The organism is Xanthomonas floridensis, from assembly GCF_001642575.1.
Lineage (GTDB): Bacteria > Pseudomonadota > Gammaproteobacteria > Xanthomonadales > Xanthomonadaceae > Xanthomonas > Xanthomonas floridensis.
The window spans coordinates 85,757-109,543 of sequence record NZ_LXNG01000018.1; the positions used below are offsets into that span (position 1 = coordinate 85,757).

The window sequence follows — 23,787 nt, forward strand, 5'->3', positions numbered from 1 at the left end:
ACACGATGACATAGTTGAAACCATCGTAAACTCTTGTCTTTATTGGCAAAAATCAATTGTGACGTTTCTTTCGTTTTGTCACATTAACGCAACTTTCACGCCATAGCCTGCGCCCACTTTCTCAGGTCGCAAGGCATCTATGAAACTCGCTCCCACCCTGCTTGGTTCCGCACTGTTGCTGGCGCTGGCCGCTCCGGCAGCACATGCCGAAATCGCCATCGATGTGATCGGCGGTTCCGAGGTCTCGCTGGAAGGCCTGGTCCAGGCCGACGGCAACTGGTTCCACAACGACGTGCAGGACCTCAACGGCCCGATCGGTGCCAATGGCGACAACTCCGAATTCAGCATCCGCCGCGCCGAGCTGGTGCTCAAGGGCAAGGGTCCGGGCAACGTCGAATGGGTGGCCGGCTACGACCCGAGCGTGTTGAAGGAAGTCACCATCCGCGGCACCACCATCCGCAGCACCGGTCGGTTCCTGGACAACAACATCAAGTACAAGTTTGGCGGCAACGCCAACAATTACCTGCAGATCGGCCAGTTCAAGCAGCCCAACAGCCTGGAAGAACTGTCCAGCACCAAAAACAACGACTTCGTCTCCAAGGCGTCGGTGACCAATACCTACGGCATCTCGCGCCGTCTGGGCGTGGCCTACGGCATGGGCGACAACAACTGGAGCCTGACCGCCAGTGCGTTCGGCCGCGAACTGACCCGTAACCAGGCACACGGCAGCGGCTACGGCGCGCGCGGCACCTGGGCGCCGATCAACGAGACCGGCAACGTGCTGCACTTCGGCCTCAGCTACCTGGCCTACGACACAGACGACGATACCCTGCGCCTGCGTGCCCGCCCGGACGCCGACCTGACCACCATCCGCCTGATCGACAGCGGCGCCATCACCAATGTCGACGACGTGGGCGTGGCCGGTGCCGAGGCAATGTGGATCACCGGCCCGTTCAAGCTGCAGAGCGAGTACTTCCAGGAAAACGCCAACCGCATCGGCGCCAACGCGCATGACTATAAGAGTGACGGCTGGTACGTCAGCGGCGTCTGGAACATCACCGGCGAAACCTGGGGCTACAAGGCTGGCGTGCCGACCACCCCGCTGCCCAACGAGCCCGCCTCGGGCATGTGGCAGCTGGCAGTGCGCTACGACACCCTGGACCTCAACGACGGCCACCTGGTCTCCAACGGCACCACGCCGTTCGTCGATGGCGTGCTGGGCGGCAAGATGAATGTGTGGACGGTCGGCGCCAACTGGTACTGGCGTTCGAATTTCAAGTTCGCACTGGACTACGCCAAGGTGGAAAGCACCCGCTACAACAGTGCCACCCGTGGCCTGGTTGACGACAATCCGTCGATCATCGAAGCACGCGCGCAGTTCTATTGGTAAGCCATCCGCTGCGCCGGCTGCCGGGGGTGCTTGCTGAGCATTCCCGGCACCCTCCGCGCCGCGCTCGGTCCAGCAGGCGCCTGCGCCTGCACGTCACTGCACTGTCATCTCTTCGACACCGCGCGGTCATGCCCCTGCCCTGCAATGGCAGGCCTGCGGGACGTCCTGACCTCAACCCTATTGGAGCTGTTCCGTGATCCATTCCTTCAAGACCCGCCTGGCCGTGGGCGTCCTTGCCGCTTCGCTGGCTTTGTGTGCCCAGGCTGCCGATGTCACCGGCGCCGGTGCGTCCTTCATCTACCCCGTCATGTCCAAGTGGTCGGCCGACTACAACGCCGCCACCAAGAAGCAGGTCAATTACCAGTCGATCGGTTCGGGCGGCGGCATTGCCCAGATCAAGGCAGCCAGCGTGGACTTCGGCTCTTCCGATGCCCCGTTGAAGCCGGAAGAATTGACCGCTGCCGGGCTGGCGCAGTTTCCCTCGGTGATCGGCGGCGTGGTGCCGGTGGTCAACGTCCCGGGCATTGCCGCCGGCACGCTCAAGCTCGATGGCAAGACCCTGGGCGACATCTTCCTGGGCAAGATCAGCACCTGGAACGATCCGGCCATTGCCGCGCTCAACCCGGGTGTGAAGCTCCCCGAGGGCAAGATCACCGTGGTGCATCGCTCCGACGGCTCGGGCACCAGCTTCAACTTCACCAACTACCTGTCCAAGGTCAATCCGGACTGGAAAAGCAAGGTTGGCGAAGGCACCGCCGTGCAGTGGCCGACCGGCATCGGCGGCAAGGGCAACGAAGGCGTGGCCGCCTATGTGAAGCAGATCAAGGGCGGCATCGGCTACGTCGAGCTGTCGTACGCGCTGCAGAACAAGATGGCCTACACCGCGATGAAGAATGCCGCCGGCAAGTTCGTGCAGCCGTCCGATGAAACCTTTGCCGCCGCCGCCAACAGCGCCGACTGGGGCACGGCCAAGGACTTCTACCTGGTGATGACCAATGCCGCAGGCGAAAACGCCTGGCCGATCACCGCCACCAACTTCATTTTGGTGCAGAAGAAGCCGAAGAACGCCGCTGGCCTCAAGAACACCCTGGAGTTCTTCCGCTGGGTCTACAGCAAGGGCGACGCGCAAGCCAAGGCGCTGGACTACGTGCCGCTGCCGGACAGCCTGGTGACGCAGATCGAAGGGTATTGGGCCAAGAACCTGCCGCACTGATCGCGTGCAGCGAGGTTGCCGCATGCATCGCCAGGTGCATGCGGCTGCCGTCGAAGACGGTGGTTGCGAGCGAGCACAGGCTTGGCGTGCCCCACCCGGCCGGGCTGACACCTGCGTGTCACGTTGACTGGCCACTCTCAGCACGACAGGAACGACGCCGTCTCTCTCCCCGGCGTCGGGACCGGGACGCGGATCCCGGAGGGTGCGACGCCCTCCGTGGTCCGCGTCTTTTTTTGTGATGCCTTCGCCAGAAGGCACTGTCATGCACGTGTAACAAAAACATCATTTCATAGCGTGGCCTGCCGGACACCCGGCCAATCCAGCCTCGGAGCTTCCATGAAATTGCAGTCGGCCAGCCTGACCGCCCTGTCCCTCACCATCGCCCTTGCCCTGGCTGCGTGCTCGCCCGGCAAGGACGCGCAGTCCGGCGACGCCGCCAAGGGCGCACCCAGCGCCGGCGCCACGGCCAGCGACAGCAAGGGCGCCGAGATCTCCGGTGCCGGCGCTTCCTTCATTTACCCGTTGGTGTCCAAGTGGTCGGCCGACTACAACGCCGCCACCGGCAACAAGGTGAACTACCAGTCGATCGGCTCCGGCGGCGGCATCGCGCAGATCAAGGCCGGCACGGTGGATTTCGGTTCGACCGACAAGCCGCTCGATAGCGCCGAATTGCAGCAGGCCGGTCTGGGCCAGTTCCCGTCCGCCATCGGCGGTGTGGTGCCGGTGGTCAATCTGGAAGGCATGGCACCGGGCAAGCTGCGCCTGACCGGCGCACTGCTGGGCGACATCTTCCTGGGCAAGGTCACCATGTGGAACGACGCGGCCATTGTCGCGGCCAATCCCGGCGTGACCCTGCCGGCCACCAAGATCAACCTGGTGCATCGCTCGGATGGTTCGGGCACCACCTTCAACTTCTCCAACTACCTGTCCAAGGTCAGCCCGGAGTGGAAGAGCAAGGTCGGCGAAGGCACCTCCGTGCAGTGGCCGGGCGGCGTCGGCGGCAAGGGCAACGAGGGCGTGGCATCGTACGTGCAGCAGATCAAGGGTTCGATCGGCTATGTCGAGCTGGCCTACGCGCTGCAGAACAAGATGCCCTACACCTCGCTGCAGAACGCGGCCGGCCAGTGGGTCGAGCCGAATGCCGACAGCTTCGCCGCTGCGGCCGCCAGCGCCGACTGGGCCAACGCCAAGGACTTCAACCTGGTGATCACCAATGCGCCGGGCGAGAAGGCCTGGCCGATCACCGCCACCAACTTCATGCTGATGCACAAGCAGGCCAAGGACGCGGCGCGCAGCAAGGCGACGCTGGACTTCTTCAAGTGGGCGCTGGAAAACGGCCAGGCCCAGGCCAGCGAGCTGCATTACGTGCCGCTGCCGCCGGAGCTGGTGAAGCAGATCGAAGCCTACTGGGGCAGCGAGTTCAAGTAATGCCTGCATCCCGCCTGCACGGCGGGCTGCGCGGCGGTGAGGTGCCTGCGGGCGCCTCACCGTTCCTGATGTCTCACGCTCCCGCCAATGCGCGGGTGACGAGTTCAATCGAATGAATGCCACCGCCCTTCCCGAAGCGATGACCGCCCCCCGCGGCCGCGACCTGCGCGATGCGCGCGCCGATCGCCTGTTCAAGCTTGCGCTGGCCGCCACTGTCGTCTTCGTGCTGCTGGCGCTCGGCAGCGCGGCACTGTCGATGCTGTGGGGCGGACGCCACGCACTGCAGATGCAGGGCCTGAGTTTTTTCTATTCCGCCGACTGGAATCCGGTTGAAAACAAATACGGTGCGCTGGCACCGATCTACGGCACCTTGGTCACCGCGCTGATTGCGATGGTGATCGCGGTGCCGGTGAGCTTTGGCATCGCGTTCTTTCTCACCGAAGTGGCGCCGCGCTGGCTACGTGGGCCGGTCGGCACGGCAATCGAATTGCTGGCAGGCATTCCGTCGATCATCTACGGCATGTGGGGCCTGTTCGTGCTGGTGCCGGTGATGACCGAACACGTGACGCCCTGGCTCAACGATCACCTGGGCACGCTGCCGGTGATCGGCCCGTTGTTTCAAGGTCCGCCGCTGGGTATCGGCCTGCTCACCGCCGGCTTCGTGCTGGCGATCATGGTGATCCCCTTCATTTCCTCGGTGATGCGCGAAGTGTTCCTGACCGTGCCGACACGCCTGAAGGAATCGGCGTACGCGCTGGGCTCGACCAAGTGGGAAGTGAGCTGGGACATCGTGCTGCCGTATACGCGCTCTGCGGTGATCGGCGGCGTATTCCTGGGCCTGGGGCGTGCGCTGGGCGAAACCATGGCGGTCGCTTTTGTGGTCGGTAACACGGTGCGGCTGTCGCCGTCGCTGCTGGAGCCCGGCACTACCATTGCCGCATTGATCGCCAACGACTTCGGCGAGGCCACCGAAACCTATCGTTCGGCCTTGTTGTTGCTGGGCTTTGTATTGTTCATCGTGACCTTCATCGTGCTGGCGATCGCGCGCTTCATGCTGATACAGCTGTCGCGTCGGGAGGGCAACTGATGTCTGCGTCTTCGGTCTCGCAATCGCTGTACAACCGGCGCCGCATCACCAATGTGGTGGCACTGTTGTTGTCGTGCATCACCGCGCTGTTCGGGCTGTTCTTCCTGGCCTGGATCCTGTGGACCTTGTTGTCCAAGGGTATGCCCGGCATCGATCTCAACCTGTTTACCAAGATGACACCGCCGCCGATGCAGGAAGGAGGCCTGCTCAACGCCTTCTTCGGTAGCGCGGTGATGTGCGGGCTGGCGCTGGCGATCGGCACCCCGCTGGGTGTGGCCGCCGGCACCTGGCTGGCCGAGTACGGCAATGCGCGCAAGGCCGGCATCGTGGTGCGTTTCGTCAACGACATCCTGTTGTCGGCGCCATCGATCGTGCTGGGCCTGTTTGTGTACACCTTGTACGTGATGCAGACCGGCGGGCGCTTCTCGGCATTTGCCGGTGCATTGTCGCTGGCCTTCATCGTGCTGCCGGTGGTGGTGCGTACCACCGACGAGATGCTGCGGCTGGTGCCGGCGCAGATGCGCGAAGCGGCGTTGTCGCTGGGCATTCCGCAGTGGAAGGTGACCGTGCAGGTGCTGTACCGCAGCGCCTCGGCCGGCATCGTCACCGGCGTGCTGCTGGCGCTGGCGCGCATCAGCGGCGAAACCGCACCACTGCTGTTCACCGCGTTCGGCAATCAGTACTGGAACAGCAACATCTTCCAGCCGATGGCCAGCGTCCCGGTGATCATGAACCAGTTCGCCGGCAGCCCGTACGAGTCCTGGCAGACGCTGGCCTGGGCCGGCGCACTGGTGCTGACCGTGTTCGTGCTGCTGGTGAGCCTGGGCGCGCGTGCGCTGCTGTTGCGCAACAAGATTTCCAATGACTGACCTTTCCCTCCGGACACCCGACATGAACGATCTCCAAAACGCCAAGCCGATGCATCGCATCGCTGTCCCGGCCGCCAAGGGGGCGCCGACGGCGCAGGCGCCGGTGAAGGTGGCCGCACGCAATCTGGATTTCTACTACGACAAGTACCACGCGCTGAAAGGCATCAACCTGGAGATCCCGGAAAAGCGCGTCACCGCGCTGATCGGTCCGTCCGGTTGCGGCAAGTCGACCCTGCTGCGCATCTTCAACCGCATCTATGCGCTGTACCCGAAGATGGAAGCACGCGGCGAGGTGCTGCTGGACGGCGAAAACATCCTGTCGCCGAAGTACCCGATGAACCGCCTGCGCAGCAAGGTGGGCATGGTGTTCCAGAAGCCGGTGCCGTTTCCGATGACGATCTTCGAGAACGTGGCCTACGGCATCCGTCACCACGAAAAACTCTCCAAAGCCGACATGCAGAACCGCGTCGAACAGGCGCTGCGCCAGGGCGCACTGTGGGACGAGGTCAAGGACAAGCTGGGGCAAAGCGCGCTGGGCCTGTCCGGTGGCCAGCAGCAGCGCCTGTGCATTGCACGCGCGGTGGCCCTGCGGCCGGACGTGCTGCTGCTGGACGAACCCACCTCGGCACTGGACCCGATTTCCACCAGCCGTATCGAACAGTTGGTGGAAGAGCTCAAGCGCGATTACACCATCGTGATCGTGACCCACAACATGCAGCAGGCCGCGCGCGTATCCGACTACACCGCCTTCATGTACCTGGGCGACCTGATCGAACACGACCGCACCGAAACTATTTTTTCCCAGCCGTCCAAGCAGCAGACCGAGGACTACATCACCGGCCGCTTCGGTTGATGTAAGGGGAGCCGTCGCAACGCCCACTGACGCAGCGCCATCGCATACATCGGCACGACAATTGCATCACGTGTCATACCGCCAGGGTCAAGGCGGACATCCACCACTGCCAAGAATCGAGAACACGATGAACCAGCACCTCAACGACCATATCGTCAAAAGCTACGACGAGGAGCAGCACCGTCTTGTTGCCGAGATCGTGCGCATGGGCGACACGGCGGTGGCGCAGCTGGAAGCGGCGCTGGATGTGGTGGAGCGTCGCGACGACAATGCCGCCCATCGCATCGTGGTCAACGACGAGGCGATCGACGCACTGGAACACGCGATCAGTCACGACGTGATGCGCCTGGCACTGCGCGGCCCGATGGCGCGCGATCTGCGCGAAATTCTGGCCGGCCTGCGGATTCCTGCGGATATCGAGCGCATCGGCGATTACGCGGCCAACGTGGCCAAGCGCTCGATCGCACTCAATTCCGCACCGCCGCTGCCGCAGACGGTAGGCCTGCGCGCGCTCGGTCAGATGGCCGCCGATGCCGTGCGCGAAGCGGTACAGGCCTACCGCGACAAGGATGCCAATGCCGCGATCCGTGTGCGCGACGAGGATGCACGCCTGGACGCGCAGTACACCGCCCTGTTCCGCGAGCTGTTGACCTACATGATGGAAGACCCGCGCAACATTACGCCGTGCACGCACCTGCTGTTCATGGCCAAGAACCTGGAGCGCATCGGCGACCATGCGACCAACATCGCCGAGAACGTGTGGTTTCTGGTGCATGGCGAACAGCCGCTGCCGCCGCGCGTGAAGCGCGACGACACCAGCACCACCGGCGTGATCTGATCACGCAGGCCTCGCACGCCCTTCCCTGCCAGCGCTAGACAAACACGCCAGAATCCCTTGCTTCATTACGTATTCATCCAAAAAACCGATGGTGTGGGCGTATAGGCCGTTCCTGTGCAGCAGGAGTACGCAGACGAAACGCATCATCGGATCTTTCATGGCGTTGTCACTGCTGGCATCCACCGCTGCGATGGCCGCACAACAGCACGACGATCGTGGGCGCAGCGCGCAGCAGCATGACGAGCACGGCCCCAACGACCGACACGATCATCGCGACGACAGGCACGACGATCAGCGCAACGCGCGCCACGACGACCATCGCAATGACCGTCACGGCCCACCGTTCCGACGTGGCGAGCGTCTGGCGCCCGACCATCGCGGCAACCGCGTCGCCGACTATCGCAAGCATCATCTGAAGGCACCGCCGCGCGGGCATGAGTGGCGCCGCGTGGACAACCAGTACGTGTTGATTGCCGCGGCGAACGGCCTGGTCGCCAGCGTGGTCGCCGGCCGCTGACCGGCCGCCCCAGGTGTCGTCAGGTTGGTTCGGCCTGTGACCACACGGGTCGGGCCTTCTCTTTCACCGCGCTACACCCCGCGCTGGATGCGCAAGCGCAAAGGTCCAGGCTCGAGCGCGCGGTGCGACCTGCTAGGCTATGCGGATGAACGAACCGGTCGACCCACAGCCTGCCCCTACCTTCCTGCCGATGTCACGGCGTTTCCGCGGCTATCTGCCGGTGGTGGTCGATGTGGAGACCGGCGGCTTCGACTGGAACAGGCATGCGCTGCTGGAGATCGCCTGCGTGCCGATCGAGATGGATGACCAGGGGCGATTCTTCCCCGGTCAGACCGCCAGCGCGCATCTGGTGCCGGCCCCCGGACTGGAGATCGACCCGAAGTCGCTGGAGATCACCGGCATCGTGCTCGATCACCCGTTTCGCTTCGCCAAGCAGGAGAAGGACGCGCTGGACCACGTGTTCGCGCCCGTGCGCGCGGCGGTGAAGAAATACGGCTGCCAACGCGCGATCCTGGTGGGCCACAACGCGCATTTCGATCTGAACTTCCTCAACGCGGCAGTCGCACGCGTGGGACACAAGCGCAACCCATTCCACCCCTTCAGCGTGTTCGATACGGTCACCCTGGCTGGCGTCGCCTACGGGCAGACGGTGCTGGCGCGCGCCGCGCAGGCCGCCGGCCTGGATTGGAACACGGCAGACGCGCACAGCGCGGTCTACGACACCGAGCAGACCGCACGGCTGTTCTGCACGATCGCCAATGCCTGGCCGGGGCCGGTTTAGATGGGAATTGGGAATTGGGAATTGGGAATGGCAAGAGCGTGCAGCTGGCTGCTGCACGCTTGTCCTCAGGCTGGCATAGCAAATGCCTGGCGCAAGGCCTCGCGTGGGCGTAAGGCCTTGCCCTGGCGATCGGATAAGGCACATCATCGTTGCAAGGCGTAATCGTTCCTCCCGAACGGTAAAAACGCCGACGGCGCCCGCTTTACGATTCCCGACTCTCCATTCCCTATTCCCCGCCCCTAAGCCGCGCTGATCCGGTCGCGCCCCGCGCTCTTGGCCTCGTACAACGCGTGATCGGCGCGCTGCATCAGCGATGAGCCGGTGTCGTCGTCGCGCAGTTCGGCGATGCCGGCACTGAAGGTCACCTGCAGGCCTTCCACGCCACCCCAGTCGTTTCGCGCGTGGAAAAGCGCACGAATGCGCAGGCACAGCGCCCGTGCGTCGGCCAGGGTGGTATCTGCCAGCAGCAGGGCGAACTCTTCGCCGCCCAGGCGGGCCGGTAGATCCGAGGCGCGGGCGGCCGCGGTGAGCAGCGCGCCCACCTCGTGCAGCACCGCATCGCCGCTGGCATGCGAATAGCGGTCGTTGATGCGCTTGAAGTGGTCGATGTCCAGGATCGCCAGCACCAGCGGCCGGCCGCTGCGGCGGGCGCGGCTGAGATCGCGCGCCAGTGCTTCATCGAAATGGCGGCGGTTTGGCAACCCGGTCAGTGCGTCCTCGTGTGCCTGGCGTTCGAACACATCGGACTTGATGCGCAGCCGGGTCAGCAATTCGCTCTTTTCCTGATTGGCCTGCAGCAGGCGTTGCGCCTGCAGCTGCAGGTCCTGCGTGCGCTTGCGGACCAGCTCGGCCAGGCGGTCGTTATGGGTCTTGTAGCGATGCAGCAGCACCCGATACAGCAGGGCGAGCGCAAACAGCGCGCCCAGCACGGCGGCAAACCGTACGTCCTGGCGCTGCCACCACAGCGGCAGCACGTCGAAGGTCCAGCGCGCTTCCTGCCGGCTCCATGCACCGCCCGGGTGGCGTGCGGTCACCCGCAAGGTGTAATGCCCCGGCGGCAGGCCGATGAATTCCACGCTGCGCTGACGGCCGCGATCGATCCACGCGTTGTCCAGCCCATCCAGGCGGGTGCGGTACTCGATGCGCTCGGACAGCAGAAAACTCATGCCCGCATACGAGATGTTGAGCCGGTCGCCACCGGGCAACTGCGCCTGCTGCCGCCAGGCCAGCGGGCGGCCATCCTGCTGCACGCTTTCGATCACTGCCGGCGGTGGGCGCCGTTCGCGAAACCGCTGCAGCCGCGCGGGATCGACCATGCTCACGCCACCGGCCGTGACCACCCACACCGACCCGTCCGCACGCTCGATCATGCTTGGACCGGAACTGCCGTTGGCCTGCGCATTGCCCATGCCGTCGATCTCGCCATAGCGCTCGATGGCAAGCGTGTCGCGTCCGTCGGCAACCGCATTGAGCGCGGCGAACTCGGTGCGCAGCACGCCCCGGTTACTGCTGATCCAGGCATTGCCCAGGCGGTCGTCGATGAGCTGGAACACCGTGTCCACCGGCATGCCCTGCTCCAGGCCCACGCGCGCCAGCGTGCCGCCACGCACCCGGTACAGGCCGCGATCGGTGGAGATCCAGACCACGTCGCCGACCGCCTGGAAACCGAACACGCTGCGCGCGCCGCCGAGGCGTTCCAGCTCCAGTTGCTGCAACCTGCCATCGCGCAACACCGCCGCCCCGTCGACCGAGCCGATCCACAACGCACCATCGACACTGGCCAGCGCGGTGATCACGCCATCGGGCATGCCGGCGATCGCCAGCGGCATGCGCTTACCATCCACCAGCTTCACCACGCCGCGCTGGGTGGCCAGCCACACTGCTTCCTGCGCGTCGATTGCAATGGCACGGATATGGCCATTGGGAATGCCTTGCGCCTCACCGAAGTGCTGCAGCAGTTGTCCATTACGCAGCACGAAGACGCCGTCGGCGTAGGTGCCCACCCACAGATCGCCGCGCCGATCCAGCGCCAGGCTGAGTACCGACAGCCGGCGCCCCGATGGCGTGGCCACCGGTACCTGGACGATCCGGCCATCCGGCAACATGCGGTCCAGGCCCGCGGTACCGGCGATCCACAGACTGCCATCGCGGTCTTCCAGCACTGCGCGGGCGTAGTCACCGCTCAGGCCGTCGCGCTGGCTGTAGCTGCTGAACAAGGTCTCGCGCAGCCGGAACAGGCCACCGTTGGCGCCCACCCAGATGCTGCCTTCGGCATCCTCGCGCAGGCTGACGATGCGTCCGGTGGGCAGGCTGCGGCCAGCAGGCAGATACTCCACGCCATGGCTGCCGATGCGCAGCAGACCCTGGTTTTCGCTGCCCAGCCACAGATCGCCATTGCGATCCTGCAGCATCGCGGTGAAGTGGCCCTGCCCCGGCACCCGATGCACCAATTCGGCGTGTTCATCGTGCAACCGGTACAACCCCTCGCCCGCCACCACCCACACCGTGCCGTCCGGGGCGCGGTACGGCCACGCCAGACCGGGCGGCAAGCCGAATGCCGCCGGCGCGCGGTGCATGCGTCCGTCCGGCTCGCGATAGATCAGCCCGTCCAGCGTGCCGATCAGCAGCCGGCGACGGTCGTCGAACAGCATGCGCGGAAAGCTGCTCTGCAGCGGCACGCCATCGCGCGGCGGAAAATAGTCAAAGCGCCCATCCGGCCACAGGCAGCCCAGCCCATGCCCCTCAAACAGCAGCCACATGCGGCCTTCAGCATCCATGGTCATCGCGTGGATCAGCGCCTGCGGCCACTGCCCGCTACGCTGCCAGTGCCGCCATTGCCCATCGGCGCTCCGGCGCACCAGATTGCCGCGCGCATCGCTGAGCCATAGCGCGCCATCGCGATCCACGTACAGTGCGCCCACGCCGTTGTCGGGCAGTCCGGGCCGGGTGCTGCGATCAATGACGGCAAATTCCAGGCCGTTGTAGCGCACCAGCCCTTCCCAGGTGGCGAACCACAGCGCGCCGTCGGGCGTCTGGGCGATATCGCGCAGCGAGTTGTGCGGCAGGCCGTTGCGCGAACTCCAGCTGTCGATGGCGTAATCGCGCAGTGGCGCAGTGCCGACCGGCGCTGCGGTCGCCGCAAGCGAGCACAGCATCAGCAACACGCACACACCGACACCGAGCCAGCGCCGCCACTGCCTATGCCGTCGTGCCGACGCCTGGCCGGCGCCCCCATTCTCGCCCCTACCGCAGGCGCCCACCCCAAGTTTCATCAGACACGACACGCCGTTTGCTGCCGTTATGGTAGGCAAAAAGCCGCGTGCGCGCTGGCGCGATGACGGCACCGGGCACCGGAAGCGTTGATCCAGCAGCGTTGCACGCGCATCCCGCGTGACCGCATCAGCCGGATCCAGGCGACGATCTGCGCAGATTCGATTGTCACGCACGCACGTGGGCGGCACGCACCCGGCAGCCGGAGAGCGCCACCCAGAACGGAGCGAGCGCTCGTCAGGTGGGTGCGGACGGCGTGGAGGAACCGGAGCGGTACATGCCGCACCCAGCACCGGCTGCGCCCACCTGGTGGTGAGCGCACCAGGTTTGTTCGCTGCTTTCAGCGCTTCACCCGCGGTGCGAACCCTGGAAGGTCACTTGCCCAGGCGCTGGCGCACGACCTCGAACAGGGTCACGCCAGTGGCCACCGACACATTGAGGCTTTCGATATCGCCCGGCATCGGAATCTTGACCAGGCCGTCGCAATGCTCGCGGGTGAGCCGGCGCAGGCCATCGGCCTCGCCCCCGAGCACCAGTCCGACATTTCCACGCAGGTCCACGCTGTACAGCGAGGCCTCCGCTTCCCCAGCCAGGCCATACAGCCATACGCCCTGCTTCTGCAGATCGCGCAGGCAGCGCGCCAGGTTGGTCACCGCCACCACCGGAATGCGGTCCGCGGCACCGGCCGAGGTCTTGCGCACGGTGGCGTTCACCGTGGCCGACTTGTCCTTGGGGATCACCACTGCGGTGACGCCCGCCGCTGCCGCGCTACGCAGGCAGGCGCCCAGGTTGTGCGGGTCCTGCACGCCATCGAGCACCAGCACCAGCGCACGCCCTTCGGCGGCCTCGACCAGCCCTTCCAGCTCGTTTTCGGCCCATAGCCGCGCCGCCGCATAGCGTGCGGCCACGCCCTGGTGGCGCACCTGCCCGCCGACGCCGTCCAGCGCCTGGGTGTTGACCCGGCGCACGTCGATTCCCTTGCGGCGCGCCTGTTCCTCGATCTCGGTCAGGCGCGGGTTCTTGCTACCGGCCTCGATCAGGACCTCGCGCACGTTGTCGGCGTCGTTCTCGACGGACGAGGCGACAGCGTTGACGCCGACGATCCACTGGTTCTGCTTGCTCATTGCGTCGGCACTACGAAAATGGAGGGGGAATGGTAGGGCCTGCGGCCGGTTACGTCACGGCCGGGGCATGGAAACCCCGGATGGCACCGGCGTAACGGTGCGGCGATGACAGCGGGACTGCCCGCAGGCATGTGCGGATTTCGCTGACGCGCGCCTGGCTTGAACGCCTGACTGCCTGCCGTACCAATCATCGTGCCGATGGATCGGCCGTCAGACCGGCCGTGAGGGTGTCCGACTGCGGCGACCCACGGTAGCAAGCGTCCTGACGCCTCGAACCAGACGGCTCAGATGCCCGAATCAGCCGCACCGCAGCGCCCGGACCTGGCCTCATACCGGCCATTGGTCGGTGTCGTGATCCGGATGCTGCCGCGACACCACGCTGGCCAGGAAGGCCTCCGCAGCGGCATCGTTTTCCGGTGGACGCGTGGGCAGCTGGGCCAAGTGATCGACGAAGGGGAGCTTGCGATCCAGCCCGTACTGGATATGCGGCGGCAGCTGTTGCGGGGTGTCGAATGCCCCGGCAGCAATCGCCACGCCGTCGGGCGCTTCATAGGTCAACGGCGTGCCGCAGTCGGCGCAGAAACCACGCTGCACCACCGACGAGGATGCAAAGCGCCTGGGCATGCCACGGGTCCAGCGAAACTCGGTGCCGCGCACGGACACCAGGGGTGCGTAATACGCACCGAAGGCCTTCTGGCACATCCGGCAGTGGCAGATGGAGGCGTCGGTCAGTGCCCCGCGCACATGAAAACGCACGGCGCCACACTGGCAACCGCCGCTGTATTCGTTCGTTGCGTCCATTGCCCTCTCCACACGCCAGTCTGCCGGGATCGCCGCTGCGGACATGGAGCATCCCTGGCGGCACCACACTACGCCTGCCGATCCAACGGGTTGCCGGCGGCACGGGGCCACCGGCAACGTCCTGCTCACATCAGTGCGACTTCTTCTTGCGCTTGGCGGGCTTTTCCCGCGGCGGCAATGGTGCCTCGCCGGGGTCGCGCTCTTCGGCCAGGCGGAAATCGATCTTGCGCTCTTCCATGCTGGCCTTGAGCACCAGCACGCGCACCGGGTCGCCCAGACGGAACTCGCGGCCACGGCGCTCGCCGCTCAGCGTCTTGCGAATCGGGTCGAACTGGTAATAGTCCTGCGGCAACTGGGTGACATGCACCAGGCCGTTGACCTTGGATTCGTTCAATTCCACGAACAGGCCGAAGCCGGTCACACCGCTGATCACGCCATCGAACTGGCCACCGACATGCTTTTCCATCCAGGCGGCGCGATAACGCTCGTCGACTTCACGTTCGGCTTCATCGGCACGCCGGCCACGCTCGGAGCATTGCAGCGCCAGTGCCGCCATCTGCCGCGGCGTGTAGATGAATTTTTCCGGGCTGGCGCCAGTCAGCGCGTGCTTGATCGCGCGGTGCACCAGCAGGTCCGGATACCGGCGGATCGGTGAGGTGAAGTGCGCATACGCCTCCAGCGCCAGGCCGAAGTGACCGTTGTTGTCGGGCGAATACACCGCCAGGCTCTGGCTACGCAGCAGCACCGATTCCAGCAACGCCGCATCCGGGCGCGCACGCACCTTTTTCAGCAGCTTGGTGTAATCGCCCGGGCGCACCTTGCTCCAGGCCGGCAGGCTGAGCTGGAACTCCTTGAGGAACTCCAGCAGGTCTTCGTACTTGCTCTCCGGCGGGCGCTCGTGCACGCGGTACGGTGCAGGCACATGCACGCTCAGCAGATAGCGCGCGGCCTCGACGTTGGCGGCGATCATGCATTCTTCGATCAGCTTGTGCGCATCGTTGCGCACCAGCATGCCGGCCTGGGTGACCTCGCCGGCGTTGTCGAGCACGAAGCGCACTTCGGAGGTTTCGAACTCGATCGCGCCGCGGTGCGTGCGCGCCTTCGACAGCAGGTGATACAGCTGATGCAGACGCTGCACCTGCGGCAACAACGGGCCGATGAAGGCCTTGGTGTCGGCATCGTCCTCGCCCACGGCCTTCCAGACCTGGTTGTAGGTCAGGCGTGCATGCGAGTTCATCACCGCTTCGTAGAAGCGCGAGCCGGTCACTTCGCCGTCGCGTCCCACCTGCATGTCGCAGACGAAACACATGCGGTCGACCTTGGGCATCAGCGAGCAGATGCCGTTGGACAAGGTCTCCGGCAGCATCGGCACCACGAACCCGGGGAAATACACCGAGGTGGCACGCTTTTGCGCTTCGTCGTCCAGCGGCGTGCCGGGACGGACATAGTTAGACACGTCGGCGATCGCCACCACCAGGCGGAAACCGTCGGCATTGGGTTCGCAGTACACCGCGTCGTCGAAATCCTTGGCGTCTTCGCCATCGATGGTGACCAGCGGCATCTGCCGCAGATCCACGCGTCCACCGATCATCTGCGGTTCGACCACCAACGGCACCGCAGCGGCTTCGTCCAGCACTTGCTGCGGAAATTCGTGCGGCAGTTCGTGGCCATGGATGGCCATTTCCACCACCAGCGACGGCGTCAGCTTGTCGCCCAGCACCGCGATGATCTTGCCGATCGCCGGGCGGCGCGCATCCGGCGGCGCGATCAGTTCGCACACCACCAGCTGGCCTTCGCGGGCCTCGCCGATACCGTCCGGCGCAATCTGCACATTGCGTTGCACGCGCTTGTCGTCCGGGTCGACATAGGCCACGCCGTGCTCGTAGAAGAACCGCCCGAGCATGCGCGACATGCGCCGTTCCAGTACGCGCGCAATGGCGCCTTCGCGGCGGCCGCGGCGGTCGATGCCGGTGACGTTGGCCAGCGCACGGTCGCCGTGCATCACCTTGCGCATTTCGAACGGCGGCAGGAACAGGTCGTCGCCACCTTCGTCCGGCTTGAGGAAACCGAAGCCCTCGGGGTTGGCGATCACCACGCCGGCGATCAGGCTGGTCTGCTGCACCGGGGCGTAGCCGCCACGACGGTTCTGTACCAGTTGCGCTTCGCGCACCATCGCAGCCAGGCGCTTGCCCAGCGCATCGATGCGGTCGCTCAGGCCAAGCTGCTCGGCGATCTCTTCGGCGGTCTGCGGGCCGTCGCAGGCCTCCAGCAGCTGCAAGATGGCCTCACGGCTGGCGATCGGCTCGGCATAGCGCAGCGCCTCGCGGTCGGCATGCGGGTCCTTGAAGCCGGCGGCAAGAGCCGGGGCAGCCTCTGCAAAGCGCTCGGGCGGCGGTGCCGGCGGGCCGCTCTTGCGCGGATGCGGCGCGCGCGGGGCGGCAGGCAGTGGAGCGGAAGGCTGCTCCGGTGCCGCCTTGGCGGCAGCGCGCTTGTTGGCGGACTTGGTCGATGCGCCGGCGGCGGCGCGGACCAGGAAGTCTGGCATCCACCCTGGCAGTTTCTGCTGTTCGGCGGTGGAGGAGTCGTCCGGGCTGGCGGATTTACGGCGGCTGGGCCGGGCGGAATCTTGGGGGGTTTTCTTTGTCATTGCCCTAATGGTACCCCCTGCGGTCCTGGCGTGGGCAGCAGGCGGGCCCCGGTGGTCCGCAACAGATGCGCGAAACCCGTTGACAAGGCTGCCAGGAGTCTGCAAAATTCGCGGCTCACCTGCCCAGGTGGCGGAATTGGTAGACGCACTAGCTTCAGGTGCTAGCGGGGGCAACTTCGTGGAGGTTCGAGTCCTCTTCTGGGCACCAGTTTAAAAAGACCTCCGAGCGATCGGGGGTCTTCTGGTTTCTGGGGTCGGAGTTCCTGCAGTGCCGCGATCGATCATCGGCCGCAGGGATCGCCAGCCCCTCCGGCGATCATCAGCCCCTGTGATGCCGGTTGCACGCTGCGTGGGAAGACAAGACGCGCATGGCACTGCGGCAGGCAGCGTGCTTGGCATCTACGCGATGCACGACACCGCAGCCTGCAACCACGCCTGCAGCCTCACCGCCTCGATCGGCGCGCGCCGGGCCATGCAACCTCAGCAGCATGACGCTTCGTGTTGAGCGAGACGCCCAGGCAAGCCACAGTGCACTCGCCCGTCATCACGCCTGCCGCGCGTACCAACGAGCCATCCGCAGGCCTGCCTTGCCATCGCGCTGACTGGCGCTCAGATCACCGTTGCCAAGCGCTTCCACCAGAGGCCTGCACGCCGACGTCGTTGCATCGGCGCGCCCTGATTTGCAGCGCTACGGGATCTCGACTGCCACAAGCGAGCGCAAGCGACGACATGCAGTGCGCCCACGGCTCGCCAGCACCGGTAGCGCCGCCATCAGCATTTCGCCGGCCCGCGACAGAGACGGCCCTGCCCCACCGCGTCATGGCGCTGCCGTAATGCCGGCCGCGCGCAGTGCCTGCGCCCAGATGCGGTAACCGGCTTCGCTGGGATGCGTGCTGTCGGGCATCAGGGCTTCGGGCAGGGAGCCGTCGGGTTGCAGCATCTGCGGGCCGATGTCCAGCAGACGCACCGATGGGTCCTTGGCGAAGCGGGCGACCAGCAGGCGATTGGTCTCGGCGATCGGCGCACGCAGCGGACTATCGGCACGGAAACCGCGCGGCATGATCTGCATCAGGATCAACCTGCTGTTGGGCAACCGGCGACGCACCTCGGCAACCACCGCCTCCACGCCCTGGGCAACCTCGGCCGGCGTGCTGGCGCGCGACTGCGCGGTGCCGGTGAGATTGTTGGTGCCGATATGCAACACCACCCACTGCGGATCCAGGCCGTCGAGTTCGCCCTGGCGGATGCGCCACAGCACGTTCTGGGTGCGGTCCCAGCCGAAGCCCAGGTTCAACACCGGCCGCTTGCCGTACAACCATTGCCAGGACTCCGGGCCACTGACGCGGGTGGCCTGCGGCGGACCGGCCCAGAAATGAGTGATCGAATCGCCGATCATCACCACCTCCGGCTTGAGCGTGCGTGCCGCCGCCAGTGCAGCATGATGGCGCGCATACCAGTCGTAGGAATCCTGTTCCAGCCAATCGACCGGCATCAACGACGTCGCCGCATCGCGGCCGAGCTCGACCACTGGCTTGACCGGCGGCTCGCCGAGCAGCCGCGCCAGGGTCGGCTCGATTGCCTCGGCCAGCATGCGCTGCCCCCGGGTATCCGGATGCAGGGCGCCGGCGGCAGGCCGAAAGCGGGTGTCGTAGAACAGCTCGGTCCGCAGCTTGCCCGCACGCTGGAAGACCGTACCCGCGTCCAGATAGGTCACACGCGGGTTGTCCCCGTAACGCACCGCCAGGCCCTGATTGACCTGCGCATCGCGGCGCGACTTCTCCGCGGAAATATCGGTGGGCAATACGCTCAGCAGCAGGATGTGCGTGCGCGGCAGCTTTTGCTCGATCGCCGCGACCACCGCATCGATGCCGAGCTGGGTCTGCTCGGCGCTCTGACCGAGGTGACCGGTATTGTTGGTGCCGATCAGGACCAAGGCGACCTTGGGATTCAGGCCGTCCACTTCGCCATTGGCCAGCCGCCACAGCACGTTCTCGGTGCCATCGCCGCTGAAACCCAGGTTGAGCGCGCCACGGCTGCCGTAGAAGGTCTGCCAGGTGGACTGGAAGTCTTCGTCCGGCGCCTTGGCCTTCTCGTAGTTCTGGGTGATCGAATCGCCGATCAGCAGCAACGGCGTGTTGGCGTGCTGCTTCACCTGCTCCAGCACCTGTGCATGCCGCTGCGCCCACCAGGGCTCCTGCAGACGGTCGGAGGGCACGATCGAGGGCGAGGTCTGCGCACCTGCCGCGGCGCAGACCAGCAACAGCCCCCAGCACACCAGCGCGGGCGCGACGGCAGGCAGCAAAGGACGGCAAAGCACAGCGTGCAACGAGCGGAACATGCGCGCACCAGCAGCGGGGAGAAGCGGCGATTGTGGTCCGCGGGCGCAGCGAACGACAAGCGCGCACACGCAGCGCCTGTGTTCAGCCGATGTGCGTTGGCCGATGTGCGATGGCTGATGTGTACGGGCGGCTCGGCGGCTCACGCAACGTAACTGCATCCAAGCCACGCGCGCCAGCTGGTGCAGGAGCGTGCCTGCGCGCGATGTGGACTGATCGACAACGCTTCGTCGCGCGCGGGCACGCTCCTACCAAGCGATACCTGACAGTGAACGCGACCCAGCACCGGAGCGGCCACGAGTAGATGGTGCGCTGACCGATGGCGCGCAGACGGCACACAGCCCATTCTCCGCACAGCCGGTCTTTCGCGCGATCACCAGGCGTTGAATCTCCGAGGTGCCTTCGTAGATCTCGGTGATCCTGGCGTCGCGGAGAGCACTCCAGCGTTGCCGCATCTGCGGCAGCGCTGGAGTGTGGCCGACCTCAGCGCAGGCCGGTCTCGCCGCGCGCGATCACCAGGCGTTGAATCTCCGAGGTGCGTTCATAGATCTCGGTGATCCTGGCATCGCGGAGAGCGCTCCAGCGTTGCCGCATCTGCGGCAGCGCTGGAGTGCGGCCGACCTCAGCGCAGGCCGGTCTCGGCGCGCGCGATCACCAGGCGTTGAATCTCCGAGGTGCCTTCGTAGATCTCGGTGATCTTGGCATCGCGGAAGTAACGCTCCAGCGGCATTTCCTTCGAATAGCCCATGCCGCCGTGGATCTGCACCGCCTGGTGGGTGATCCACATCGCCGCTTCGGATGCGGTGAGCTTGGCCACCGCCGCCTCGGTGCCGAATTTCTGCCCCTGGCCCTTGAGCCAGGCCGCGCGCAGCGTCAACAACAGCGCCGCATCAAGCTTGCACTTCATATCGGCGATCTTGGCCTGGGTCATCTGGAAGGTGCCGATCGCCGCACCGAACGCCTTGCGCTCCTTCACGTAGGCCAGCGTGGCTTCATAGGCGGCACGCGCGATGCCTACCGCCTGCGAGGCGATGCCGATGCGCCCGGCATCCAGCACGCTCATCGCGGTCTTGAAGCCCTCGCCCTCGGCGCCCAGCACTTCGTCCGGCTGCGCCACGTAGTCGGCGAACTCGATCTCGCAGGTGGCCGAGGCGCGAATGCCCAGCTTGGGCTCGGTCTTGCCGCGATGGAAGCCGGCGCGCTCGGTATCGACCATGAAGGCGGTGATGCCGCGCGAGCCCTTGTCCGGTTCGGTCATCGCGAACAGCACGATGTACTTGGCCACCGGGCCGGAGGTGATCCAGCTCTTCTTGCCGTTGATGACGAAGCTGCCGTCGGCCTGCTTGACCGCGCGGCACCGCATCGCCGAGGCATCGGAGCCGGACTGCGGCTCGGTCAGTGCGAAGGCGCCGATGTGGGTGCCTTCGGCAATCGCGCGCACGTAGAGCTGCTTCTGCGCTTCGGTGCCGTTCTTCAGGATGCCAGTGCAGAACAGCGAGTTGTTGACCGACATGATGGTGGAATGCGCACCGTCGGCGGCGGCGATCTCGATCATTGCCAACGCATAGCTGATCGGGTCCATACCGGCACCGCCGTACTCGGCCGGCACCTCGATGCCCATCAGACCGTTCTCACCCAGCAGCTGGATATTCTCCAGCGGAAATTCGCCGCTGCGATCGAACTGCTCGGCGCTGGGGGCGATCTTTTCCTGGCCGATCCGGCGGGCTACGTCCTGGATCATCAGTTGTTCTTCGGTAAAGCTGAAATCCACGTTCGACCCCTCCCGGGGATTGGCTGTGCACCCATTGTAGCCACAACCATTCGCATGCGTATGTAGTTGACCCCATCTCCTGCCCGGCCGAAAATATCTCCATATCGCGATATAGAGATATTCATGGATCTGGAAGACTGGTCGGCCCGCCTGAAAGTATTCGCCGACGCCACCCGTGTCCGCCTGCTGGCCCTGCTGGAACAGGAAGAACTCACCGTGGCCGAGCTGTCGGCCATCACCCGCCTGGCCCAGCCGCGGGTGTCCACCCACCTGGCCAAGCTCAAGGAAGCCGGGCTGGTGCGCGACCGCCGCGCCGGTGTGTCCGCGTATTACCGCTTTGACGAGGTGTCGCTGGACCCGGCCCAGCGTGCGCTGTGGCTGGCGCTGAGCACCGGCAGCGACGATCCGCTTCTGCGCCAGGATGCCGAGCGCGTGGCCGCCGTGCTCGCCAACCGCGCCGCCGACCAGAACTGGGCCGATTCGGTGGCCGGCGACATGGAGCGGCATTACTCCCCGGGGCGCACCTGGGAAGCGCTGGCACGCACCGCCCTGCCCCTGCTTGAAACCGGCGACGTCCTCGACATCGCCTCCGGCGATGGCGTGCTGGCCGAGCTGGTGGCCCCGCACGCCACCCGCTACATCTGCATCGACACCAGTGCGCGCGTGGTGGCCGCCGCCAGCGAGCGCCTGCGCAAGCTGCGCAATGTGGAAGTGCGCGAAGGCGACATGCATGCGCTTCCCTTCCCCGACGCCAGCTTCGACCTGGTGGTGCTGATGCATGCACTCACCTATGCCGCCAAGCCGGCGCAGGCGGTGGCCGAATCGGCGCGTGTGCTGCGCCCCGGCGGCCGGCTGCTGCTGTGCAGCCTGGCCAAACACGAACACCGCGCGGCCGTGCATGCCTATGGCCACGTCAACCTGGGTTTTGCCGCCAAGGAATTGCGCAAATTTGTCGAGAAAGCCGGGCTGGAGGTGTCCAGCCTGGAGACGGTGACACGCGAAAAGCGGCCGCCGCATTTCGAAGTGATCTCGTTGATTGCGGTGAAGCCGGGAATTGGGAGTCGGGAATCGGGAATCGTTGAAAGCAGCACCACTGCCTCACGGAGAATCGCATCATGACGCCCGCAGCAATCGCCAATCCCCAATCTCCAATCCCGTTTACTTTGCCGTGGCTGCATCCGGAGCGTGCCGCCAAGCTTACTGCCGCGTTGCGCGAGCGCATCCTCATCATCGATGGCGCGATGGGTACCATGATCCAGCGCCACGACCTGCAGGAACCGGATTACCGCGGCACCCGTTTTGCCGACGGCTACGACAGCGCGCACGTGCATGGGCCGGGGTGCGATCACGCACACGCGCCGGAAGGGCATGACCTGAAGGGCAACAACGACCTGCTGCTGCTGACGCGCCCGGAGATCATCGCCGGCATCCACCGCGCCTACCTGGATGCCGGTGCCGATCTGCTGGAGACCAACACCTTCAACGCGACTTCGGTGAGCCAGGCCGACTATCACCTGGAACATCTGGTCTACGACTTGAACAAGGCCGGCGCCCAGGTCGCGCGCGATTGCTGCGATGCGGTCGAAGCGCTGACCCCGCACAAGCCGCGCTTCGTGATCGGCGTACTCGGCCCGACCAGCCGCACGGCCTCGATCAGCCCCGACGTCAACGACCCCGGGTATCGCAATACCAGCTTCGACGCACTGCGGCAGACCTATCGCGAAGCGATCGAAGGCCTGATCGACGGCGGCGCCGACACCGTGATGGTGGAAACCATCTTCGACACGCTCAATGCCAAGGCCGCGCTGTACGCCATCGAAGAAGTCTTTGAAACGCGCGGCGGACGGCTGCCGGTGATGATCTCCGGCACCATTACCGATGCGTCCGGGCGCACCCTGTCCGGGCAGACCGCCGAAGCGTTCTATGCCTCCGTGGCGCACGGCCGGCCACTGTCGGTGGGTTTGAATTGTGCGCTGGGCGCCAAGGACCTGCGCCCGCATGTGGAGACGCTGGCGCAGATCGCGGATGGCTACGTCAGCGCGCATCCGAATGCCGGCCTGCCCAATGCCTTTGGCGAATACGACGAAACCCCGGAAGAAATGGCGCAGACGCTGCGCGAGTTCGCCCAGGCCGGCCTGCTCAATCTGGTCGGCGGGTGCTGCGGCACCTCGCCGGACCATATCCGCGCCATCGCCGAAGCGGTCGCCGATCTGCCACCGCGGCAATTGCCCGGCGCGCAGGAGTTGGCGGCGTGACGCGGCAAGTGAGCCCTCATCCGCCCTCCGGGCACCTTCTCCCGCAGGCGGGAGAAGGACAGCGAATGGCTTGGCTTGCCACACATACGCACCGTGCGCCGCGAATTACCCTTCTCCCGCTTGCGGGAGAAGGACAGCGAATGGCTTGGCTTGCCACGCATACGCACCGTGCGCCGCGAATTACCCTTCTCCCGCTTGCGGGAGAAGGACAGCGAATGGCTTGGCTTGCCACGCATACGCACCGTGCGCCGCGAATTACCCTTCTCCCGCTTGCGGGAGAAGGACAGCGAATGGCTTGGCTTGCCACGCATACGCACCGTGCGCCGCGAATTACCCTTCTCCCGCTTGCGGGAGAAGGACAGCGAATAGCTTGGCTTGCCACACATACGCACCGTGCGCCGCGAATTACCCTTCTCCCGCTTGCGGGAGAAGGACAGCGAATGGCTTGGCTTGCCACGCATACGCACCGTGCGCCGCGAATTACCCTTCTCCCGCTTGCGGGAGAAGGACAGCGAATAGCTTGGCTTGCCACACATACGCACCGTGCGCCGCGAATTACCCTTCTCCCGCTTGCGGGAGAAGGACAGCGAATGGCTTGGCTTGCCAC

At 65.6% G+C, this 23,787-nt stretch carries 20 protein-coding genes and 1 tRNA gene; 13 read left to right on the forward strand and 8 right to left on the reverse strand.

Going from position 1 to position 23,787, the window contains the following annotated elements:
• Window positions 1-139: 139 nt before the first annotated feature.
• From A7D17_RS11810 to rnt, 9 genes are all read left to right on the forward strand, one after another.
• A complete protein-coding gene (locus A7D17_RS11810) occupies window positions 140-1,390 on the forward strand; it encodes an OprO/OprP family phosphate-selective porin (protein WP_064509254.1) in 1,251 nt (416 codons plus the stop codon).
• A 193-nt stretch (window positions 1,391-1,583) separates the two neighbouring features.
• Window positions 1,584-2,603, forward strand: coding sequence for a phosphate ABC transporter substrate-binding protein PstS (gene pstS, locus A7D17_RS11815; protein WP_064509255.1), 1,020 nt, complete (start codon window positions 1,584-1,586; stop codon window positions 2,601-2,603).
• Between the two features lie 336 nt (window positions 2,604-2,939).
• A complete protein-coding gene (gene pstS / locus A7D17_RS11820) occupies window positions 2,940-4,031 on the forward strand; it encodes a phosphate ABC transporter substrate-binding protein PstS (protein ID WP_064509256.1) in 1,092 nt (363 codons plus the stop codon).
• A 112-nt stretch (window positions 4,032-4,143) separates the two neighbouring features.
• Window positions 4,144-5,118, forward strand: a complete 975-nt coding sequence (gene pstC / locus A7D17_RS11825; RefSeq protein WP_064509257.1) for a phosphate ABC transporter permease subunit PstC — start codon at window positions 4,144-4,146, stop codon at window positions 5,116-5,118.
• Complete coding sequence (gene pstA / locus A7D17_RS11830; protein WP_064509258.1) at window positions 5,118-5,987, forward strand: phosphate ABC transporter permease PstA; 870 nt, start codon at window positions 5,118-5,120, stop codon at window positions 5,985-5,987. Before pstC ends, pstA begins: the two co-directional genes overlap by 1 nt.
• 22 nt (window positions 5,988-6,009) lie before the next feature.
• Complete coding sequence (pstB, locus tag A7D17_RS11835; protein WP_064509259.1) at window positions 6,010-6,840, forward strand: phosphate ABC transporter ATP-binding protein PstB; 831 nt, start codon at window positions 6,010-6,012, stop codon at window positions 6,838-6,840.
• 127 nt (window positions 6,841-6,967) lie between these two features.
• A complete protein-coding gene (gene phoU / locus A7D17_RS11840; protein WP_064509260.1) occupies window positions 6,968-7,678 on the forward strand; it encodes a phosphate signaling complex protein PhoU in 711 nt (236 codons plus the stop codon).
• 157 nt (window positions 7,679-7,835) lie between these two features.
• Entirely contained in the window at window positions 7,836-8,195 is a 360-nt protein-coding gene (locus A7D17_RS11845) for an RcnB family protein (RefSeq protein ID WP_064509261.1), read from the forward strand.
• A gap of 139 nt (window positions 8,196-8,334) precedes the next feature.
• Window positions 8,335-8,976 carry a ribonuclease T gene (rnt, locus tag A7D17_RS11850; RefSeq protein WP_082861919.1) on the forward strand — a complete coding sequence of 214 codons (642 nt, stop codon included), beginning with the start codon at window positions 8,335-8,337 and terminating at the stop codon, window positions 8,974-8,976.
• A 239-nt stretch (window positions 8,977-9,215) separates the two neighbouring features.
• Here rnt and A7D17_RS11855 read toward each other — a convergent pair whose 3' ends face one another.
• From A7D17_RS11855 to rnr, 4 genes are all read right to left on the reverse strand, one after another.
• Window positions 9,216-12,248: a ligand-binding sensor domain-containing diguanylate cyclase gene (locus A7D17_RS11855; protein WP_064509263.1), complete on the reverse strand. Its 3,033-nt coding sequence runs from the start codon at window positions 12,246-12,248 to the stop codon at window positions 9,216-9,218.
• A gap of 372 nt (window positions 12,249-12,620) precedes the next feature.
• A complete protein-coding gene (rlmB, locus tag A7D17_RS11860; protein WP_064509264.1) occupies window positions 12,621-13,370 on the reverse strand; it encodes a 23S rRNA (guanosine(2251)-2'-O)-methyltransferase RlmB in 750 nt (249 codons plus the stop codon).
• 327 nt (window positions 13,371-13,697) lie between these two features.
• Window positions 13,698-14,171, reverse strand: a complete 474-nt coding sequence (locus tag A7D17_RS11865; RefSeq protein WP_064509265.1) for a GFA family protein — start codon at window positions 14,169-14,171, stop codon at window positions 13,698-13,700.
• Window positions 14,172-14,301: 130 nt separating this feature from the next.
• Entirely contained in the window at window positions 14,302-16,818 is a 2,517-nt protein-coding gene (gene rnr / locus A7D17_RS11870) for a ribonuclease R (RefSeq protein ID WP_064509266.1), read from the reverse strand.
• 121 nt (window positions 16,819-16,939) lie between these two features.
• Between rnr and A7D17_RS11875 the strand changes: the two genes are divergently transcribed.
• Window positions 16,940-17,026, forward strand: a tRNA-Leu gene (locus A7D17_RS11875).
• Window positions 17,027-17,635: 609 nt separating this feature from the next.
• Here A7D17_RS11875 and A7D17_RS11880 read toward each other — a convergent pair.
• The 4 genes from A7D17_RS11880 to A7D17_RS11890 all read right to left on the reverse strand — a co-directional run bounded on the left by A7D17_RS11880 (window position 17,636) and on the right by A7D17_RS11890 (window position 20,925).
• Window positions 17,636-19,156 (reverse strand): platelet-activating factor acetylhydrolase IB subunit, encoded by a 1,521-nt coding sequence (locus A7D17_RS11880; protein ID WP_064509267.1) that lies wholly within the window; start codon window positions 19,154-19,156, stop codon window positions 17,636-17,638.
• A gap of 246 nt (window positions 19,157-19,402) precedes the next feature.
• Window positions 19,403-19,609 carry an acyl-CoA dehydrogenase family protein gene (locus A7D17_RS25235; RefSeq protein ID WP_082861920.1) on the reverse strand — a complete coding sequence of 69 codons (207 nt, stop codon included), beginning with the start codon at window positions 19,607-19,609 and terminating at the stop codon, window positions 19,403-19,405.
• Between the two features lie 28 nt (window positions 19,610-19,637).
• Window positions 19,638-19,748: an acyl-CoA dehydrogenase gene (locus A7D17_RS11885; protein WP_064509268.1), complete on the reverse strand. Its 111-nt coding sequence runs from the start codon at window positions 19,746-19,748 to the stop codon at window positions 19,638-19,640.
• Between the two features lie 28 nt (window positions 19,749-19,776).
• The gene (locus A7D17_RS11890; protein WP_064509269.1) at window positions 19,777-20,925 is read right to left on the reverse strand and encodes an acyl-CoA dehydrogenase family protein; all 1,149 of its coding nucleotides are present in this window, start codon (window positions 20,923-20,925) and stop codon (window positions 19,777-19,779) included.
• A gap of 123 nt (window positions 20,926-21,048) precedes the next feature.
• On the opposite strand from A7D17_RS11890, the gene A7D17_RS11895 reads away from it, so the two are divergent.
• The 3 genes from A7D17_RS11895 (at window position 21,049) to A7D17_RS24075 (ending at window position 23,549) form a co-directional block, all read left to right on the forward strand.
• On the forward strand, window positions 21,049-22,044 hold the full coding sequence (locus tag A7D17_RS11895; RefSeq protein WP_064509270.1) for an ArsR/SmtB family transcription factor: 996 nt from the start codon (window positions 21,049-21,051) through the stop codon (window positions 22,042-22,044).
• Window positions 22,041-23,180 (forward strand): homocysteine S-methyltransferase family protein, encoded by a 1,140-nt coding sequence (locus A7D17_RS11900; RefSeq protein WP_064509271.1) that lies wholly within the window; start codon window positions 22,041-22,043, stop codon window positions 23,178-23,180. Before A7D17_RS11895 ends, A7D17_RS11900 begins: the two co-directional genes overlap by 4 nt.
• Before the next feature lie 93 nt (window positions 23,181-23,273).
• Window positions 23,274-23,549: a hypothetical protein gene (locus A7D17_RS24075; RefSeq protein ID WP_153041935.1), complete on the forward strand. Its 276-nt coding sequence runs from the start codon at window positions 23,274-23,276 to the stop codon at window positions 23,547-23,549.
• Window positions 23,550-23,787 lie beyond the last annotated feature (238 nt).